This window comes from Pseudomonas sp. ICMP 460, assembly GCF_002723595.1.
Classification (GTDB): Bacteria; Pseudomonadota; Gammaproteobacteria; order Pseudomonadales; family Pseudomonadaceae; genus Aquipseudomonas; species Aquipseudomonas kitaguniensis.
Genome location: NZ_LKBR01000046.1, coordinates 161,336 through 179,607, shown reverse-complemented (window position 1 = coordinate 179,607; position 18,272 = coordinate 161,336). Strand labels below are relative to the sequence as shown.

General features: G+C 60.9%; 16 protein-coding genes. 7 read left to right on the top strand and 9 right to left on the bottom strand.

Going from position 1 to position 18,272, the window contains the following annotated elements; translation table 11 throughout:
* Nucleotides 1-712: 712 nt before the first annotated feature.
* Complete coding sequence (gene lpxH / locus AO240_RS23455; protein ID WP_099239646.1) at nt 713-1,465, bottom strand: UDP-2,3-diacylglucosamine diphosphatase; 753 nt, start codon at nt 1,463-1,465, stop codon at nt 713-715.
* Nucleotides 1,462-1,965, bottom strand: coding sequence for a peptidylprolyl isomerase (locus tag AO240_RS23450; RefSeq protein WP_058415558.1), 504 nt, complete (start codon nt 1,963-1,965; stop codon nt 1,462-1,464). Before AO240_RS23450 ends, lpxH begins: the two co-directional genes overlap by 4 nt.
* A gap of 256 nt (nt 1,966-2,221) precedes the next feature.
* Here AO240_RS23450 and AO240_RS23445 point away from each other — a divergent pair, with 256 nt between their 5' ends.
* The 3 genes from AO240_RS23445 to AO240_RS23435 all read left to right on the top strand — a co-directional run bounded on the left by AO240_RS23445 (nt 2,222) and on the right by AO240_RS23435 (nt 6,666).
* The gene (locus AO240_RS23445) at nt 2,222-3,922 is read left to right on the top strand and encodes a glutamine--tRNA ligase/YqeY domain fusion protein (protein ID WP_099239644.1); all 1,701 of its coding nucleotides are present in this window, start codon (nt 2,222-2,224) and stop codon (nt 3,920-3,922) included.
* A gap of 18 nt (nt 3,923-3,940) precedes the next feature.
* On the top strand, nt 3,941-5,329 hold the full coding sequence (gene cysS, locus AO240_RS23440; protein WP_099239642.1) for a cysteine--tRNA ligase: 1,389 nt from the start codon (nt 3,941-3,943) through the stop codon (nt 5,327-5,329).
* Between the two features lie 350 nt (nt 5,330-5,679).
* Nucleotides 5,680-6,666, top strand: a complete 987-nt coding sequence (locus tag AO240_RS23435) for a hypothetical protein (protein ID WP_099239640.1) — start codon at nt 5,680-5,682, stop codon at nt 6,664-6,666.
* Nucleotides 6,667-6,707: 41 nt separating this feature from the next.
* Here the strand turns inward: AO240_RS23435 and AO240_RS23430 are convergent, their stop codons facing one another.
* The 7 genes from AO240_RS23430 to AO240_RS23395 all read right to left on the bottom strand — a co-directional run bounded on the left by AO240_RS23430 (nt 6,708) and on the right by AO240_RS23395 (nt 14,000).
* Complete coding sequence (locus AO240_RS23430; protein WP_058415553.1) at nt 6,708-7,046, bottom strand: Na+/H+ antiporter subunit G; 339 nt, start codon at nt 7,044-7,046, stop codon at nt 6,708-6,710.
* A complete protein-coding gene (locus AO240_RS23425; protein WP_099239638.1) occupies nt 7,043-7,321 on the bottom strand; it encodes a K+/H+ antiporter subunit F in 279 nt (92 codons plus the stop codon). Before AO240_RS23425 ends, AO240_RS23430 begins: the two co-directional genes overlap by 4 nt.
* Nucleotides 7,318-7,806 carry a Na+/H+ antiporter subunit E gene (locus tag AO240_RS23420; RefSeq protein ID WP_099239636.1) on the bottom strand — a complete coding sequence of 163 codons (489 nt, stop codon included), beginning with the start codon at nt 7,804-7,806 and terminating at the stop codon, nt 7,318-7,320. Before AO240_RS23420 ends, AO240_RS23425 begins: the two co-directional genes overlap by 4 nt.
* Nucleotides 7,803-9,485 (bottom strand): monovalent cation/H+ antiporter subunit D, encoded by a 1,683-nt coding sequence (locus tag AO240_RS23415; protein ID WP_099239634.1) that lies wholly within the window; start codon nt 9,483-9,485, stop codon nt 7,803-7,805. Before AO240_RS23415 ends, AO240_RS23420 begins: the two co-directional genes overlap by 4 nt.
* Entirely contained in the window at nt 9,482-9,826 is a 345-nt protein-coding gene (locus AO240_RS23410) for a Na+/H+ antiporter subunit C (RefSeq protein ID WP_003192163.1), read from the bottom strand. The genes AO240_RS23415 and AO240_RS23410 overlap by 4 nt, the downstream gene beginning before the upstream one ends.
* The gene (locus AO240_RS23405; protein WP_099239632.1) at nt 9,826-12,747 is read right to left on the bottom strand and encodes a monovalent cation/H+ antiporter subunit A; all 2,922 of its coding nucleotides are present in this window, start codon (nt 12,745-12,747) and stop codon (nt 9,826-9,828) included. The genes AO240_RS23410 and AO240_RS23405 overlap by 1 nt, the downstream gene beginning before the upstream one ends.
* A 320-nt stretch (nt 12,748-13,067) precedes the next feature.
* On the bottom strand, nt 13,068-14,000 hold the full coding sequence (locus AO240_RS23395) for a DMT family transporter (RefSeq protein ID WP_099239628.1): 933 nt from the start codon (nt 13,998-14,000) through the stop codon (nt 13,068-13,070).
* 92 nt (nt 14,001-14,092) lie between these two features.
* On the opposite strand from AO240_RS23395, the gene AO240_RS23390 reads away from it, so the two are divergent.
* The 4 genes from AO240_RS23390 (at nt 14,093) to AO240_RS23375 (ending at nt 17,794) form a co-directional block, all read left to right on the top strand.
* On the top strand, nt 14,093-14,656 hold the full coding sequence (locus tag AO240_RS23390) for a helix-turn-helix domain-containing protein (RefSeq protein WP_099239626.1): 564 nt from the start codon (nt 14,093-14,095) through the stop codon (nt 14,654-14,656).
* A 154-nt stretch (nt 14,657-14,810) separates the two neighbouring features.
* Nucleotides 14,811-16,007, top strand: a complete 1,197-nt coding sequence (locus AO240_RS23385; RefSeq protein ID WP_099239624.1) for an SfnB family sulfur acquisition oxidoreductase — start codon at nt 14,811-14,813, stop codon at nt 16,005-16,007.
* 12 nt (nt 16,008-16,019) lie between these two features.
* A complete protein-coding gene (locus AO240_RS23380; RefSeq protein WP_099239622.1) occupies nt 16,020-16,361 on the top strand; it encodes an acyl-CoA dehydrogenase in 342 nt (113 codons plus the stop codon).
* Entirely contained in the window at nt 16,361-17,794 is a 1,434-nt protein-coding gene (locus tag AO240_RS23375) for an LLM class flavin-dependent oxidoreductase (protein ID WP_099239620.1), read from the top strand. Before AO240_RS23380 ends, AO240_RS23375 begins: the two co-directional genes overlap by 1 nt.
* Nucleotides 17,795-18,272 lie beyond the last annotated feature (478 nt).

The following is an 18,272-nucleotide window of genomic DNA, read 5'->3' as shown; positions in this document are numbered from 1 at the left end:
GGGCGCTTCTCAGATCAAGATCACAAAGATCAAAAGCAAAAGCACGGCGGCCTGAAAGCCGACCTGAGTGGTTGAAGCAGATCAACGGCAGTTTTGCATACACAGCAGATCTGCTTTTTTTTGCTTTTTGTGGGAGGGGGCTTGCTCCCGATAGCAGTTTTACAGTTGATACATGAATTGACTGACCCACCGCCATCGGGAGCAAGCCCCCTCCCACAGTTTGACCACATTCTGCTTGGGGGATTGGGTCGGCTTAGATGATCGTTCCCACGCTCTGCGTGGTAATGCCGCTCCGGACGCTCTGCGTCCTGCTTTTTCAGCCATAAAATCTCCCACATTTGACCGCATTCAGCGTGGGAGATTGGGTCGGCTTTCGGGCCGCCTGCTTTTGATCTTGATCTAAGGCGCCCCGTTAAACCACGATGGCCGAACGCAGATATTACGGAGCGGGTAAACCGGCAGGACGCCGGTTTAGCCGCGCTGGGCCAAGGATGGCCCATCGCGGCGGCCCGCTCCGTAATGTCGGAGTGAGGGCACACCGAGCCTAAGCGAGGAGCCGAGTGGTGGGGCAAGAGCGTTTTGGTTACTTTTGCGCTTTTCAAAAGTGACCCGCTGTAAGAGCGGAACCGATATAAGCCAGAAACTCAACAACGGATATGCACCCAAAACCCAAGCCACAAACCTGATTCCTGCGTGGCAGATCGGGTCGGCACTACACAGCCCCAGGCAACGCCAACTGCGGGTTCACACACTCAAACGCCGCCAGCTGAAACCCTTGCTCGTCCACTTGCAGCGCCCAGCCCTGCTTGTCCCAGTCACCCAACACAATACGCTTGGCCGCCTGCTCGCCAATCTGCAACTTATGAATGGCCGGGCGGTGCGTATGGCCGTGGACCAGCGTGCGCACGCCAAATTGCTGCATCACCCGCGGTACTTCCTCGGGCGTTACATCAACAATGTCGTTGGCTTTCATGCGCACCTGCGCGCGGCTTTCACTGCGTAGCTTGCGCGCCAGTCTGTGACGGGTACGCAGCGGCAAGTGACGCAGGATAAACAGCACCAGCGGGTTACGCAGGATGCGCCGCAGTTTCATATAACCCACATCGCGGGTGCAGAGGCTGTCGCCGTGCATCAACAGCACAGGTTCGCCGTACAACTGCACGACACTCGGGTCCTTGAGCAAGGTGGCACCTGCAGCTTTGCAGAACGCCTTGCCGATCAGGAAGTCCCGGTTGCCATGCATGATAAAAATCGGGGTGCCGCTGTCGCTCAGCTCGCGCAACGCCTGGCAGATGGAACGCTGGAAAGGCGTCATCCCATCGTCGCCGATCCAGGCTTCAAAGAAGTCCCCCAGAATGTACAACGCCTGGGCGCCACGGGCGCGGCCGTGGAGTAGATCCAGAAACGCCCGGGTGATGTCCGGGCGCTCCTCTTCCAGATGCAAATCTGAAATCAGCAATATCACCCAACGATCTCGGCTTTCTCGATGATTACGTCTTCAGCCGGGACATCCTGGTGGCCAGACTTGGACGTGGTGGACACGCCTTTGATTTTGTCGACAACGTCTGTGCCTTCGGTCACTTTACCGAACACGGCATAACCCCAACCCTGCACGTTCTTGCCGCTGTGGTTGAGGAAAGCGTTGTCGGCCACGTTGATGAAGAACTGTGCAGAGGCCGAATGCGGCTCCATGGTACGCGCCATGGCGACGGTGTATTTTTCGTTGGAAAGGCCGTTGTCCGCTTCGTTCTGAATGCTTGGGCGCTTGTCTTTCTTTTCTTTCATGCCTGGCTCAAAACCGCCGCCCTGGACCATGAAGTTAGGAATGACGCGGTGGAAAACAGTGTTTTCGTAGTGGCCGGCATTCACGTATTCGATGAAGTTGGCGACGGTGATCGGCGCTTTCTCGGCGTTCAGCTCGATGACGATGTCACCGTGGTTGGTGGTCAGTTTGACTTGAGTCATGTTCACTACTCTTTTCAGGGAATTCGTGGGTTTGGACGCCAGGGCGCCGCACCTGTTTGGCTAAACGTAGGCCAAGTCGCGCAGTTTAGCGTGCCCGACAGGAATTTCGAGGTGGTTTTTTACCGCCCATGCATTAAATGCAGCAGTTTTTGGCCACGCTCTGTCAGCGGCTTGACCGCTTCGGCTATGATAAGCCCTTTGTTTTATCGGCCCCCACCTCTGGTCTGGCCAAGTACTTCGTCTGTTCAAGGATCCTATGAGCAAGCCCACTGTCGACCCTACCTCGAATGCCAAGGCCGGACCTGCCGTCCCGGTCAATTTCCTGCGCCCGATCATCCAGGCGGACCTGGATTCGGGCAAGCACACGCAGATCGTCACCCGTTTCCCGCCAGAGCCTAACGGCTACCTGCACATCGGTCACGCCAAGTCGATCTGTGTGAACTTCGGCCTGGCCCAGGAATTCGGTGGCGTGACGCACCTGCGTTTCGACGACACCAACCCGGCCAAGGAAGACCAGGAATACATCGACGCCATCGAAAGCGACATCAAGTGGCTGGGTTTTGAATGGTCCGGTGAAGTGCGCTATGCGTCCAAATATTTTGACCAGTTGTTCGACTGGGCCGTCGAGCTGATCAAGGCCGGCAAGGCCTACGTCGACGACCTCAGCCCAGAGCAGGCCAAGGAATACCGTGGCACCCTGACCGAGCCAGGTAAAAACAGCCCGTTCCGCGACCGTTCGGTTGAAGAGAACCTCGACTGGTTCGCCCGCATGCGCGCCGGTGAGTTCGCCGATGGCGCCCGTGTGCTGCGTGCCAAGATCGACATGGCCTCGCCGAACATGAACCTGCGCGACCCGATCATGTACCGCATCCGCCATGCCCACCACCACCAGACCGGTGACAAGTGGTGCATTTACCCGAACTACGATTTTACCCACGGTCAGTCGGACGCCATTGAAGGCATCACCCACTCGATCTGCACGCTGGAGTTCGAAAGCCATCGCCCGCTGTATGAATGGTTCCTCGACAGCCTGCCGGTACCGGCGCACCCGCGTCAGTACGAGTTCAGCCGCCTGAACCTGAACTACACCATCACCAGCAAGCGCAAGCTCAAGCAACTGGTGGATGAAAAGCACGTGCATGGCTGGGATGACCCGCGCATGTCGACCCTGTCGGGCTTCCGCCGTCGTGGCTACACGCCGGCGTCGATCCGCAACTTCTGCGACATGGTCGGCACCAACCGTTCCGACGGCGTGGTTGACTTCGGCATGCTCGAATTCAGCATCCGCCAGGACCTCGACGCGAACGCTCCGCGCGCCATGTGCGTGCTGCGCCCGTTGAAGGTGGTGATCACCAACTACCCGCAAGACCAGGTCGATCACCTCGAACTGCCGCGTCATCCGCAAAATGAAGCGCTGGGCATACGCAAGCTGCCGTTCTCGCGTGAAATCTACATCGACCGCGATGACTTCATGGAAGAACCGCCAAAAGGCTACAAGCGCCTGGAGCCGAACGGCGAAGTGCGCCTGCGCGGCAGTTACGTGATCCGTGCCGACGAAGCCATCAAGGACGCCGACGGCAACATCGTCGAACTGCGCTGCTCGTACGACCCGGACACCCTGGGCAAGAACCCGGAAGGCCGCAAGGTCAAGGGCGTGGTCCACTGGGTGCCGGCGGCTGCCAGCATCGAATGCGAAGTGCGCTTGTACGATCGCCTGTTCCGCTCGCCGAACCCGGAGAAGGCCGAAGACAGCGCCAGTTTCCTCGACAACATCAACCCTGACTCCCTGCAAGTACTCACGGGTTGTCGCGCCGAGCCATCGTTGGCCGACGCACAGCCGGAAGACCGTTTTCAGTTCGAGCGCGAAGGTTACTTCTGCGCAGATATCAAGGACTCAAAACCTGGTCAGCCGGTATTCAACCGTACCGTGACCTTGCGTGATTCGTGGGGCCAGTGATTCTCTAAGGAAGCCGTTGTGCTAACGATCTACAACACACTCAGCAAGACCAAAGAAGTCTTCAAGCCGCTGGATGGCAACAAGGTGCGCATGTACGTGTGCGGCATGACCGTGTACGACTACTGCCACATCGGCCACGGCCGCAGCATGGTTGCCTTCGATCTGGTGACCCGCTGGTTGCGTTTCAGCGGCTATGACTTGACGTACGTGCGCAACATCACCGACATCGACGACAAGATCATCAACCGCGCCAACGAAAACGGCGAGTCGTTCGACGTGCTGACCGAGCGCATGATCGCCGCGATGCATGAGGACGAGGCGCGCCTTAATATCCTCAAGCCGGACATGGAACCGCGCGCCACGGACCACATTCCCGGCATGCACGCGATGATTCAAACCCTGATCGACAAGGGTTACGCCTACGCGCCGGGTAATGGTGACGTGTACTACCGCGTCGCCAAGTTCATGGGCTACGGCAAGCTGTCGCGCAAGAAAATCGAAGACCTGCGCATCGGCGCGCGTATCGAGGTCGACGAGGCCAAGCAAGACCCACTCGACTTCGTGCTGTGGAAAGCCACCAAGCCCGGCGAGCCGAGCTGGGCGTCGCCATGGGGCGCCGGGCGTCCGGGCTGGCACATCGAATGCTCGGTGATGTCCACCTGCTGCCTGGGCGAGACCTTCGACATTCATGGCGGCGGCAGCGACCTTGAGTTTCCGCACCACGAAAACGAAATCGCGCAAAGTGAAGCCGCCACCGGCAAGACCTACGCCAATGCCTGGATGCACTGCGGCATGATCCGCATCAATGGCGAGAAGATGTCCAAGTCCTTGAACAACTTCTTCACCATTCGCGACGTGCTCGAAAAGTACCACCCCGAAGTGGTGCGGTACCTGTTGGTGTCGAGCCACTACCGCAGCGCGATCAACTACTCGGAAGACAACCTCAAGGATGCCAAAGGCGCCCTGGAGCGGTTCTACCATGCGTTGAAAGGCTTGCCCGCCGTGGCACCTGCCGGTGGCGAGGCGTTTGTCGCGCGGTTTACCGAAGTGATGAACGACGACTTCGGCACGCCGGAAGCGTGTGCCGTGCTGTTCGAAATGGTGCGTGAGATCAACCGCCTGCGTGAGACTGACATCGATGCAGCGGCCGGGCTTGCTGCGCGCTTGAAAGAGCTGGCCAGCGTACTCGGCGTGCTGCAAATGCAAGCCGACGACTTCCTGCAGGCCGGCGCCGAAGGGCGTGTAGACGCGGCTCAGGTGGATGCGCTGATTCAAGCGCGTCTGGCCGCGCGTGCCAACAAGGACTGGGCGGAATCTGACCGTATTCGTGACCAACTGACCGCGATGGGTGTGGTGTTGGAAGACGGCAAAGGTGGAACCACGTGGCGCTTGGCTGATCAAGCCTGATGGGTAAACGCTGAATGAAAAACGCCCCGACTGGTTCGGGGCTTTTTTTTGGGTGCGAGGGAAACGCTTGGGTCATGGGCTCGATGATCTTCGCCGAGCGAAGGGTAGGAATGAGCCGGCGTGTGCTCGACTTGTCGCGAAAACACCCACGATGCACAGGCCTGCACGCTGACAGGCGTATGGAACCCCCAACGGCCAGCTCACCACTGAGCAAGTGAGGGCCTTGCGGGCTCTCCAACTGGCCGGGAGCGTTGCAGATGTGGAATTCAGGGGTGGCAGGGACGGGAGATAGGGGCGCCGGGTATGCGCCAACTGTAGGGCAATCGAAGTCGGTGTCCATTGCGCCTGACATGGCTGCGATGAAACAGCTGGGCAATGAATTGTTTAATGCGGCGCCCAGCGCGAAGTCGCAAACGGCGCAACGTTTGTCTGACAGCTTGAAGGTGCTTCGAGAACAGGCAGGCGGCGGTACGTTCAAGCACGATATCGATAAGTTGATTAATACACTGGACGTCTACCTGGCGTCCGAGGCGGCAATTCGTCAGTCCGTGCAGCAAATGTTCCCGGACGCAGGTGATTTGCCTGCCGCCGCAGCGCCGCGTGATAGCGGCCGGGCACCTGCTTTCGACAGGCCTGCACTGCGCAGGCCAGCGGTCATGAGTAACAGGGCAGTTGCTCAGCGCGTGGTTGAGTTTGACTACTACACCGATACACGCACACCGGGAAGGAAGCCCGGCGTGGGCAACGCACCCGGCAATATCTGGAGTGGTTTCAGCCAAGGTAAGGACGGAAACTGCATCACGGTTGCAGCCACCAAGGTTGCAATGATGAGGTTTGGCCAGAAGCCCACTGATATTTTCAAACAGGTGAAGTTGGCGGGCGATGGCTACAACGTGGAGATGCGCGACGGCTTCACGCTCCACCTGTCCAAGGGCGAGTTGGAGGTGGCCGCCCGCAGATCTGATTACAAGGGCAATAATCAGGCGATACTGGCTGATGCTCATTTTCTGTATGCGGCGAGTGCCAAACGCGCGCAGATGGAAAACAACGACGGTTACGCCCGTCAGAGTTTCGGCCATGCATTAAGCAGCATCAATGATGGTGACGCGAATCGCTGGGATGGTTTGCAGCGCCTGGGCCTGAGTGCTCACATTCAAGTCACCAGCGTTGCACACTTGGCGCGTGGGCAGTTGGGTGTGGTGACTCACGGCATGCTAATCGACGGTCGGATGGTCGGGCATTCCCTTGCAGTGATCAATGGGCGCGAAGAGGTGTGGGGGACTCAAGGCGGGTATCCTCCGACCAATATCTACGCTAACGCATTGGCCTTGATTTGAGGTTTTGGAGGGGGCGGCGTGCGGCCCCCTGCCACCTTGAATCAGCGGCGGCTGCTGACTTCGGCGGGCACCTCGTCACCGGCCATACGCTTGCGGAACAGCGCGGTGCGGGCCAACAGCAGAGTGGTCACCGGCACAGTGATCGACAACAAAATCGGGATCAACCAGCCGTGCAGCACCGGTGCGGATTTGAGCACCGAAAAGTACACAATCGAGGCCAGCGCCACACACCATGCGCCCAGCGTCGAGGCCAATGCCGGTGGGTGCATGCGCTGAAAAAAGTCTTTCATGCGCAGCAATCCAATCGCGCCGATCAGTGCGAACAGGCTGCTCAGCACCAGTAGCACCGCCACGATCACTTCAACCCATAACGGCATCATTCAATGACCTCCCCACGCAGCAGGAATTTCGCCAGGGCAAACGACCCGACGAAGCCAAACAGCGCAATCAGCAACGCCGCTTCAAAGTAGGTGTCACTGGCGTAGCGGATGCCGAGCACCAGCATCATCAGCATCGCCAGTATGTACAGGTAGTCCAGCGCCAGCACCCGGTCTTGCGCCGATGGGCCTTTGAACAGGCGCACCAGGGTCAGCACCATGGCCAGCGAGAACAGAAACAGGCTGAGCAAGATCGCATTGGAGAGCAGTGTGCTCATTCGAAGATCTCCATCAGGGGCCGTTCATAGGCGTGTTTGAAGTGCTGGATAAACAGCGCTTCGTCATCCAGGTCGAACACGTGCAGCAACAGCACGCTGCGGTCCAGCGCCAGCTCTGACCAAACCGTGCCAGGGGTGACGCTGGTGATCATCGACAGCACCGCCAGGCCGTTGGCGTCGCGCAGGTCCAGGGGGATTTTGATAAACCGCGAGCGCGGCGGGCGCGAACCGCACGTCAGCACGCCCCACGCCACTTGCAGGTTGGAGATGATCACGTCGCGGCCCACCAGCAAGAACAGGCGGATGATCACGCCAGGGCGACGGATACGAATCGGCAACGGGCGCAACGGCGCCATCAGCAGCGGCGCCAGAAAGCCCATCAACGCGCCCAGCAGCAGGTTGCCGGGGCTCACCGACAGGTTGAGTACCAACCACAGCAGCCACAGTGCCAGCGATAACCACGGCGCAGGGAACAGACGTTTCATGGCTGCACCTCCATGGCCGCAGCCTGGGCTTCAGGGCTCGGGATCGGGCGCGTCGCCATCACGGCCATCACGTAGCCTTCCGGGTTGTTCAGACTTTCGGCGGTGGCTTGGGTGTAGCGCATCAACGGTTCAGCCTTGAAGGTCAAGACGATGCTCAGGCCCAGCAGGAAGAAGATCGGCACGCACTCGTAGCGGCGCAGCAGCGGCGAGGGGCGCTCCTCGGGCGTCCAGAAGCGCTGGATGCCCAGGCGGGCAAAGGCGATCAGCGAGGCCAGGCCAGACAAAATCAACAGCGCCACCAGGCCCCAGGCGGCTGGGCGAATCGGTTCTTCCAGCGCATTGCCCAGGCCCATCGGGTTGACCAGCGCGCTCAACAAGCTGAGCTTGCCGATAAACCCGGACAACGGCGGCATGCCGATAATCAGCAGCGCGCAGGCGACAAAACTCAGACCGAGGAAGGCCATGGTCCAGGGAATCACTTGGCCGACCACGGCTTTTTGCTCATCGTCCAGGTTGACGCCAGGGCGTGGGTGCAACGATTCCATGGCCTTGGGCAGCGCATCGATTTCTTCATCCAGCGGCAGGTCATTGGCCGAGCGCGAGCGCTCGATCAGTTCTGCCAACAGGAACAGCGCGCTCAAGGCCAGCGTCGAGCTGACCAGATAGAACAGCGCCCCGGCGGTCAGGCTTGGCTGGGCAAAACCGACTGCCGACAGCAGAATCCCGGCCGACACCAGAATACTCAAGCTGGCCATGCGTTCCAGTCGTTGCGCCGCGACCATCGCCAGTGCCGCGCAAATAATCGTCGCCATGCCGCCATACACCAGCCAGTCGCCGCCAAACAACGCCGACGCACCGGCTTGGCCGGAGAACAGCAGGGTCCACAGGCGCAGCACGGTGTACACGCCGACTTTGGTCATGATCGCAAACATCGCCGCCACCGGCGCGCTGGCCGAGGAGTAGGCGGGCGCCAACCAGAAGTTCAGCGGCCACATACCGGCTTTGGCCAGGAACGCAGTCGCCAGAATCGCCGCACCGGCATGCAGCAGGCCGCGATCAGCCTCTGGCACCAGCGGGATTTTCAGCGCCAGGTCGGCAAAGTTCAGCGTGCCGGTGACGCCGTAGATCATCGCCGCGCCGATCAGGAACAGCGACGACGCGAGCAGGTTGATCGCGATGTAATGCAGCCCCGACGACACGCGCGCGCGGCCCGAGCCATGCAGCATCAAACCGTAGGACGCCGCCAGCAGCACTTCGAAGAACACGAACAGGTTGAACAGGTCCGCCGTGAGGAAGGCGCCGTACAAGCCCATCATCTGGATCTGGAACAGCGCGTGGAAGCTGGTGCCGGCGCGGTCCCAGCGGGCCATGGCGAACAGCAGCGCACTGACGCCGATAACCCCGGTGAGCACCAGCATCAGCGCCGACAGTTGGTCCACCACCAGCACGATGCCGAAGGGCACCTGCCAGTTGCCCGGCAGGTACACGCCGATCGAGCCGGGGCCACCTTTTTGCGTCCAATACAGCAACAGGATCGAGATGCCCAAACCGAGGATGCTGGAACACAGGTTGATCTGGGCTTTCAGCGGTCGGCGTTTTTCGCCCAGCATCAGCATCAATGCGGCCGTGAGCAATGGCAGCAGGATCGGTGCAACGATCAGTTGGTTGACCCAATTCATTCCTTGGGCTCCCGGCCGTCTACATGGTCAGTGCCGGTCAAGCCGCGGGATGCGAGCAGCACCACCAGAAACAACGCGGTCATGGCGAAGCTGATCACGATGGCCGTCAGCACCAGGGCCTGCGGCAGTGGATCGGTGTAGTTGAGCAAGTCTTGCGGCACGCCGTCCTTGATGATCGGTTCCTTGCCGATAAACAGGCTGCCCATGCTGAAAATGAACAGGTTGACCCCGTACGACAGCAAACACAGGCCCATTACCACCTGGAACGTTCGTGGCCGCAGGATCAGCCAGACGCCGGACGCCGCCAGCACCCCAATGGCGATTGCGATGACTTCTTCCATCAGGCGGCTCCTTGCGATGCGGCAACGGCTTTGGCCTGATTGCTCGGTTTGTGGGCCCGCACGGATTGGTGACCGAGGGCAGTGAGCATCAACAGCGTCGAGCCGACGACCATGGCGTACACGCCGACGTCGAAAAACAGTGCGCTGGCGATATGAATGTCGCCGAGCACCGGCAGGCTGAAATGCCAGGTGTGCGTGGTCAGGAACGGGTAACCGGCAAACAACGCGCCGAGCCCGGTGAGGGTCGCCGAGAACAGGCCGAAGCCCATCCAGCGCATTGGCCGCAGGCTCATCTGTGCTTCCACCCACTGTGTGCCGGCCACCATGTATTGCAGAATGAACGCCACCGACATCACCAGCCCCGCCACAAAGCCGCCGCCCGGTTGGTTGTGGCCGCGCATGAACAGGTAAAACGACACCACCAGCGCAATCGGCAGCAGCAGGCGCACCAGCACTGCCGGCACCATCATAAAGCCCAATGCCGTATCGCTGGCCTGGCGCGGGTTGATCAGGTCGGTGCACGCGTCCGGCGCCAGTTGGCGCTGTTGTGCCGGCAGTCGCATGCTTTCCCTGGACGGGCGGAAGCGCCGCAGCAGGGCATACACCGTCAGCGCCACGGCGCCGAGCACGGTGATTTCGCCGAGGGTGTCGAAGCCACGGAAGTCCACCAGCATCACGTTCACCACATTGCTGCCGCCGCCTTCGGGCAGGGCGCGGCTGAGGTAGAACGAGGAGATGTGGTTGGGCGTCTGGCGGGTCAGCATCGCGTAAGACAGCAACGCCATGCCGCCACCCACCACGGTCGACAGCAGCAAGTCACGCAGGCGCCGAGTGCGCGCCTTGCGCAACGAACTGGGCAGTGGCGAGACGTCTTCGATGCGCCGTGGCAGCCAGCGCAGGCCCAGCAGAATCAGCACGGTGGTGACCACTTCGACCACCAATTGCGTGAGCGCGAGGTCCGGCGCCGAGAACCATACAAAGGTGATGCAGGTCATCAGCCCGCACACGCTGACCATGGTCAGGGCCGCCAGCCGGTGATATTTGGCTTGCCAGGCGGCGCCGAGGGCGCAGGCAATTGCCAGCAGCCACAGGGTCACGAACACAATCGAGCCGGGTATTTTCGGCCGGTCGCCCCAACTGATGCCGCTGTTGAGCATCGGGATCAAGCCGGCGATCACTGCCGCCAGCACCAGCAGGAACAACTGGGTTTGCAGGCGCTTGGTGCTGATGCGCTTCTCGATCTTGCGCACACCACGCATCATTACCACCAGGCTGCGCTCGAACATGCGCTTGCCGTTGAAGTAACTGATGATGGGCGGGTATTTAAAGCGGCCCAGCTTGAGCTGCTTGCGCAACATCAGGTAGAGCACCACGCCACCGGACATGGCCACCAGGCTCATGATCATCGGCGCGTTCCAGCCGTGCCAGATCGCCAGGCTGTATTCGGGCAGCACGCCGCCGACCACCGGCAATGCCGCAGCGGCGAGGATCGAACCGACCACTTGCGCGGGGAAAATCCCCACCAGCAGGCAGGTGAATACCAGCAACTCCACCGGCGCGCGCATCCAGCGCGGCGGCTCGTGCGGGGTATGCGGCAGGTTGGTCGCGGGCGGGCCGAAGAACACATCCACTGTGAAGCGCAACGCGTAGGCGACGCTGAACGTACCGGCCACCGTGGCGATCACCGGCAGGGCGATTTCGAGCCAGGCGGTGGCGGAGATAAACACGGTTTCGGCGAAGAACATTTCTTTGGACAGGAAGCCATTGAGCAACGGCACCCCAGCCATCGACGCACTGGCGACCATCGCCAGGGTCGCGGTAAACGGGATCAGCTTGACCAGGCCACTGAGCTTGCGAATGTCCCGCGTGCCGCTTTCGTGGTCGATGATCCCCGCGGCCATGAACAGCGAGGCCTTGAAGGTGGCGTGGTTGAGAATATGGAACACCGCAGCGACCGCGGCCAACGGGCTGTTGAGGCCGAGCAACAAGGTGATCAGCCCGAGGTGGCTGATGGTGGAGTAGGCCAGCAGGCCCTTGAGATCATTCTGGAACATCGCGCAGTACGCGCCGAGGAGCAGGGTAATGGCGCCGGCACCGCCGACGATCCAGAACCATTCTTCGCTGCCGGACAGCGCCGGCCACAGGCGGGCGAGCAGGAACACGCCGGCCTTCACCATCGTCGCCGAATGCAAATAGGCTGAAACCGGGGTCGGTGCCGCCATCGCGTGGGGCAGCCAGAAGTGGAAGGGGAATTGCGCGCTTTTGCTCAACGCGCCGATCAGCACCAGCGCCAGCATCACCGGGTACAGTGAGTGCGCGCGAATCTGCGCGCCCGCCGCCAGCACCTGGTCGAGGTCGTAGCTGCCGACGATATGCCCCAGCAACATCACCCCGGCCAGCAGGCACAAACCGCCCGCACCGGTGACCATCAGCGCCATGTACGCACCCCGGCGCGCATCGGCGCGGTGGTGCCAATAGCCGATCAACAGGAACGAGAACAGGCTGGTCAGTTCCCAGAAGAACACGATCTGAATCAGGTTGCCGGAGATCACCAGGCCGAGCATCGCGCCCATGAAGGCCAGGAAAAACGCAAAGAAACGCGGCACCGGGTCGTCGGGCGACATGTAGTACCGCGCATACAGCGCCACCAGCGTGCCGATGCCTAACACCAGCATCGAGAACAGCCAGGCAAACCCGTCCATGCGCAACACGAAGTTCAGCCCAAGGCTGGGCAACCACATGAATTCTTCGCGGATCACGCCACCGTGGGCGATTTGCGGGTAGAGCAGGGCGACTTGAATGGTGCCGACCAGGGCCACAAGGCCGGCCAGCAGGGATTCGGTGTTGCGTGCATTGTGCGGCAGCAAGGCCGCCAGACAGCTGCCGATAAAAGGCAGAAGCAGTAGAACTATCAGGGACATAGGCTTCTAATCTGCGGGAGTTTGGGATGCATCATACGTGCCGCTTTCTCGATCACCAAACGGCAAGATGTGGCAGGATCCTACAAAACCGTTCAAGAGCAGCTGTAAGCTACAAGTTATAAGCTACAAGAGAGTAGCAGGGCGAGTATTCGTTGCCGCTTGCCGCTTGCCGCTTGTAGCTTGCCGCTTGCAGCTTGCAGCTTGTAGCTTGCAGCTTGTAGCTTGTAGCTTGTAGCTTGCAGCTTGCAGCTTGCAGCTTGCAGCTTGCAGCTTGTAGCTTGTAGCTTGTAGCTTGTAGCTTGTAGCTCGTAGCTTGCAGCTCACCCCCGGCTTTCGCGTTCGATGGGGCTTTCAGCATCGTCTTGTGTCTTTGAGCTGCGTGTCTTCAGCTCACTCACGATCACCGCCACCACAATCAATGCCGCCCCGACTATCGCCAGCGGCGCGAAACGCTCCCCGGCAATTCGCCCGATCACGCCGGCCCATACCGGTTCACCGGCGTAAATCAAGGTGGCGCGGGTCGGCGAAACACTGCGCTGTGCCCAGTTCATGGCGACCTGGATGATCGCGCTGGTCAAGCCCAGCCCGACGGCGCTGAACAGCAGCAACCATGAAAAATCCGGCAGCGCTTCATCCATCGGCACCACCATCAGAAACGACAACAGCGACGCGGTGGCCAGTTGCACCACGGTCACCCGGCGTACATCGACCTGTCCGGCATACGCGCTGATCAGAATAATTTCGGCGGCTACCGCAATCGCACAGATCAGCGTGGCGATTTCGCCGGGGCTGAAATTCAGCGAGGCGCCGGCAGGGCCGGTGAGCAGCATCAACCCGGCAAACGCCAGCATGATGCCGATACTCGGCATCAGCGCTGGGCGACGGCCCAAAACCAGCCACTGCAACAGCGGGACGCAGGGCACGTAGAGTGCGGTGATAAAGGCCGATTGGCTGCTCGGTATCGTTTGCAGGCCGATGGTCTGCATGCCGTAGCCAAACATGATCGAGGCGCCAATGAAGGCGCCGGCTTTCAGTTCAAACAGGCTCAGGTCGCGCAGCGTGCGCAACGAAAAGCAACCGACCACAATCGCCGCCGCCGCAAAACGCAGGCCTACGAAAAACATTGGCCCGCTGACGGTCAGGGCGTGCTGCACCAGCAAAAAGGTGCCGCCCCAAATCATGGTGATCACCACCAGGATGCATTCGGCTTTGCTGAAACGCTTGAAACGCGCGGAGGAGTTGGCAGAGGTCATGGTGGCTCGGTCTTGCAAGGGAAGGGCGCGGACCGCACAATGCGCCGCATGCTGGGCAGTATACTGCGCACACCTACCCTATGAGCAATATAGTGCACAAAGAAAATCCACACCGGGCGTCTGTGCTACAGCACGTCAGCCAGAACGTTAGGCGCTTGCGCCATGCTGCTGACATGAGCCAGACCGCGCTATCGGAAAAATCCGGGGTCAGCCGGCGTATGTTGGTGGCCATCGAGGCCGGCGAGAAAAACGTCAGCCTGTCGACCCTGGACCGCGTGGCCGAAGCGTTGGGCGTGGCCTTCAGCGACTTGATCCAGGCGCCGGACGCGGGCGATCACAGCCGCATCAACGAGCTGGCCTGGGCCGGTGATATTTCCGGCAGCAAGGCCGTGTTGTTGGCCAAGGCAGTCGCCCGGCGCGAAGTCGAATTGTGGGAGATGCGCCTGGAACCGGGTGACCGCTACAGTTCCGAGCCTGACCCGGAAGGCTGGAGCGTGCAGGTGTTTGTGTTCGAAGGCAGCCTGACGCTGATCCTCGACACCGAAGAACACCCCCTCGCCGCCGGTGAGTTCTTCATGTTTGCCAGTCGCCAGCCCCACGCCTATCGCAATGATGGTGAAGTCGCGGTGCGCTTTGTGCGTAACGTCGTGATCTAACTGTTTGCCCGGCAACAGTGGATGCACACTTTGCCTGCCTGCAGGCGCGCTGTTTTCGATGTTTTAGCGGCAAGCTACTGATTTTATTGACGATTAAATTCAGGCACGACTCCTGCAATCACCCAGGTATCTCATCGGAGCCTGGAGTCGGCCCATGTCAGCCCACCCTCAACACCCTGCCCATATCATCCGTTCGGACGCCGAAGCCATCGAGGTGGCTGCTCGCTTGGCCGAGCGCTTTGCCGTCGACGCCAGCGTGCGCGACCGCGAGCGGCGCCTGCCGGTTGCCGAACTCGACGAGTTTTCCGCCAGTGGCTTGTGGGGCATCACCATTCCCAAGGTTTACGGCGGCGCAGGTGTGTCCTATGTGACCGTGGCCGAGGTGATCAAGTTGATCTCGGCCGCCGATCCCAGCTTGGGGCAAATCCCGCAGAACCACCTCGGCGTGGTCGACATCCTGCTGCAAACCGCGACGGAAGAACAAAAGCGTTACTACTTCGGCAAGGTCTTGGCCGGCTACCGCTTTGGCAATGCGTTCTCCGAAGCCAACAGCAAAAACGCCGGCACCTTTGACACCCAGATCCGCTTCCACGGCGACACTGCGCAAATCAACGGTGAAAAGTTTTACTGCACCGGCGCACTGTTCGCGCACATCGTGCCCACCGTCGGCAATAACCAGGACCAACAGGCCTTTATCGCCTTCGTCGAGCGCGATGCCGAAGGCCTCAGCGTGATTGATAGCTGGGATGGCTTCGGCCAGCGCACCACGGCCAGCGGCGGCGTGACCCTCGACGGTGTCACGGTGCCGCGCAGTGCGGTGATCCCCGCGCACCTGGCCTTCGATCAACCCACCGCCAACGGCCCGATCTCGCAGATTATTCAGGCCGCGGTCGACACCGGCATTGCCGTGGGCGCGCTGCAGCAGGCGAAAATTTACGCGCGTCAGGCCCGGCCATGGATCGACAGCCAGCTCGATCACGGCTGGCAAGACCCGTTCACCATCGCCGCCATCGGCGACCTCGAATGGCGCGTGCACGGCACCGAAGCGATCCTCGCCAAAGCCGGTTTGGCGGTCGACCAGGCGCTTGCCGAACCCAGCGAAGACAGCGTGGCCAGCGCCTCACTGGTGGTGGCCCAAGCCAAAGTGTTGTCGGCTGAAACCGCATTGCTCGCCGCCAGCAAACTCTTCGAACTGGCCGGCACCCGCTCGGTGACCGGCAAACACAACCTCGACCGCTTCTGGCGCAACGCGCGCACCCACACCCTGCATGACCCGGCCCGCTGGAAATACCACCTGATCGGCAACTTCGTGCTCAACGGCGTGAAGCCTGCGCGCCACGCCTGGAACTGAGGACCCTTGACCATGACCGCACTGAACCACGCGCGCCAACTGCTCGAAAGCACCCGACGCTGGGTGCAGACCAGCGATGACCCTTACGTGATCAGCCGCTTCGGCGACTGGCAAATCCGCGTTGAGGTGGCGGCGGCATTGCTCGAACGCGCCGAGCGCCACCCGAGCCCTGTCGCGTTGACCGAGGCGCAAATTGCCGCCGCTGAAGCGCTGATTTTCGCCAGCAATGCCGAGTTCGAACTCACCGGCCAACGCAGCGCACTGCCGCCGAGCCCGGATGACCCATTGCGCTTGAAGTACCAGCTTGTCGGCAACTACCACCTCAACGGCGTCGCACCAGGGAGCACTGTTTAATGTCGCGTGAAATTCGTTTGAACGCCTTCGACATGAACTGCGTCGGCCACCAATCCCCCGGTCTGTGGGCACATCCGCGGGATCGCTCGTGGCAGTACAAAGACCTTGAATACTGGACCGACCTGGCGAAAATTCTTGAGCGCGGCAAGTTCGACGGCCTGTTTATCGCCGACGTGCTGGGCATTTACGACGTGTACAACGGCAACGGTGATGCAGCCATTCGCCAGGCCACGCAGGTGCCGGTCAACGACCCACTGTCGCTGATTGCGCCGATGGCGATGGTCACCCAGCACCTGGGTTTTGGCCTGACCGCATCGCTGTCGTTTGAGCATCCGTACCCATTTGCGCGCAGGCTTTCGACCCTTGACCACCTGACCAAAGGCCGCGTTGGCTGGAACATCGTCACGTCGTACCTGGAAAGCGGCGCAAAGAACCTCGGCCAAAAAGCCCAGACCGAACACGACGCGCGCTACGATTATGCCGAGGAATACCTGCAGGTTTGCTACAAACTCTGGGAAGGCAGTTGGGAGGAGGGCGCCGTCCTGCGTGACCGCGACCGCCGGATTTTCAGCGACCCGAGCAAAATCCATGAGATTCGCCACATCGGCTCACACTTCCAGGTGCCCGGCATTCACCTGTGCGAACCCTCGCCGCAGCGCACACCGGTGCTTTACCAGGCCGGCGCGTCCAGCCGTGGCAAGCAGTTCGCCGCCGAGCAGGCCGAGTGCGTGTTCGTGGCGGCGCCGTCCAAGGTGCTGCTGAAAAAAACCGTTGCGGATATACGCCGCCGCGCCGCCGAGGCCGGGCGTGATCCGAGAAAAATCCTCATCTTCAATTTGCAGACGGTGATCGTTGGCGAGACCGACGCGAAGGCCAAGGCCAAGTTCGACGAATACAAAGCCTACGTCAGCTACGAAGGCGCGATGGCGCTGATCTCCGGCTGGACCGGCATCGACTTCAGCCAATTCAAACCGGATGAACCGCTCAAGCACGTGCACACCAACGCGATTCAATCGGCGGTGGAAGCCTTCTCGACCGCCGACCCGAATAAGGTCTGGACGCCGAACGAACTCGCCGACTGGGTCGGCATCGGTGGCTTTGGCCCCCTGTTCGTCGGCGGCCCGCAGACCGTCGCCGACCTGTTGCAGGAATGGGTTGAAGAGACCGATGTGGACGGCTTTAACCTCGCCTACGCGTTGACCCACGAGACTTTTATCGACGCCGTGGACCTGCTGGTGCCGGAGTTGCAAAAGCGCGGTGTGTACAAGACCGAATACGCCCAGGGCACCTTGCGCGAGAAGCTGTTTGGCGATGGCGCACGTCTGGCACCGAATCACCCGGGCGCCGGCTACCGCGATTTGGCGGCGCTAAACACTGCCACTGTGGGAGGGGGCTTGCTCCCGATAGCGCAGGGTCAGCACGCCCCGCGTTAACTGAAAAACCGCGATCGGGAGCAAGCCCCCTCCCACATCCTCACCAGGAGCATCACCGCTATGAGCGTGCACGAACTCAAACGCCCGCTGGTTCTGGAATGGCCCGCCGAACAGCTCGGCAATTTACCCGGGCGCCGGCTACCGCGATTTGGCGGCGCTAAACACTGCCACTGTGGGAGGGGGCTTGCTCCCGATAGCGCAGGGTCAGCTAGCCCAGCGTTAACTTGAAAACCGCGATCGGGAGCAAGCCCCCTCCCACCTCCTCAGCAGGAGCATCACCGCTATGAGCGTGCACGAACTCAAACGCCCGCTGGTTCTGGAATGGCCCGCCGAACAGCTCGGCAATTTACCCGGGCGCCGGCTACCGCGATTTGGCGGCGCTACACACTGCCACTGTGGGAGGGGGCTTGCTCCCGATAGCGCAGGGTCAGCTAGCCCCGCGTTAACTGAAAAACCGCGATCGGGAGCAAGCCCCCTC